This window comes from Bradyrhizobium sp. P5_C11_2, from assembly GCF_054049755.1.
In genome coordinates this window covers 1-1,066 of record NZ_JBFULT010001083.1, presented here as the reverse complement: position 1 = coordinate 1,066, position 1,066 = coordinate 1, and the positions used below count along the sequence as shown (strand labels likewise).

Sequence of the window (1,066 nt, the reverse complement as noted above, 5' to 3'; positions counted from 1 at the left end):
GAGCACGTATCTCTCGCCGGCGCCGCTCTATCACGCAGCTCCCTTGCGCTTCAACATGATGGCGATCGTGCTCGGCGGCACCTCCATCATCATGGAGCATTTCGACGCCGAGGAATTCTTGAAGCTGGTCGAGAAATACAAGGTGACGCAATCGCAGCTGGTGCCGACCATGTTCGTGCGCATGCTGAAGCTGCCGGACAAGGTTCGCGCCAAGTACAACGTCTCGACGCTGAAGGGCGCGATCCACGCCGCCGCGCCCTGCCCGGTCGACGTCAAGGCAAGGATGATCGAGTGGTGGGGTCCGATCCTGATCGAGTATTACGCCGGCTCGGAAGGCAACGGCGTCACCGTCTGCAACTCGAAAGAATGGCTGGAGCACCGCGGCAGCGTCGGCCGCGCCGTGGTCGGCAAGATCAAGATCCTGGACGAGAGCGACGACGAGCAGCCGGTGGGCGAGATCGGCACGGTCTATTTCGCCGACGCGCCAGCCTTCACCTATCACAACGATCCCGAAAAGACGAAGAAGGCCTACAACGCCAAGGGATGGTCGACGCTCGGCGATGTCGGCTATCTCGACAAGGACGGTTTTCTGTTCCTCACCGACCGCAAGTCCTACATGATCATCTCGGGCGGGGTGAACATCTACCCGCAGGAGACCGAGGACGTGCTGATCACCCACCCCGAGGTCGCCGACGTCGCCGTGTTCGGCGTGCCGAACGAGGAGATGGGCGAGGAGGTGAAGGCTGTGGTGCAGCCGCATGATCCGAAGCGCGCCGGCAAGGAGCTCGAGGCCGACCTGATCGCCTACTGCAAGGCGCGCCTTTCCGCGATCAAATGTCCGCGCTCGATCGATTTCGAAGCCGAGCTGCCGCGTACGCCAACGGGCAAGCTGGTGAAGCGGCACTTGCGTGACAAGTATTGGCCGAAGACGGCGGCGAAGATTTAAATGGTTTCGTAGGGTGGATTAGCGAAGCGTAATCCACCTCTTCTGCACCCGCAGAGACAGACAGTGGTGGATTACGCCAACGGACTGCGCTTCGCGCAGCCGCGGGCTAATCCACCCTAC

General features: G+C 61.5%; 1 protein-coding gene. It reads left to right on the top strand.

The features are described 5' to 3' along the window. The coding region (locus ACXJL8_RS41830) for an AMP-binding protein (RefSeq protein ID WP_456687117.1) at positions 1–946 on the top strand (946 nt) is incomplete at its 5' end. Positions 947–1,066 lie beyond the last annotated feature (120 nt).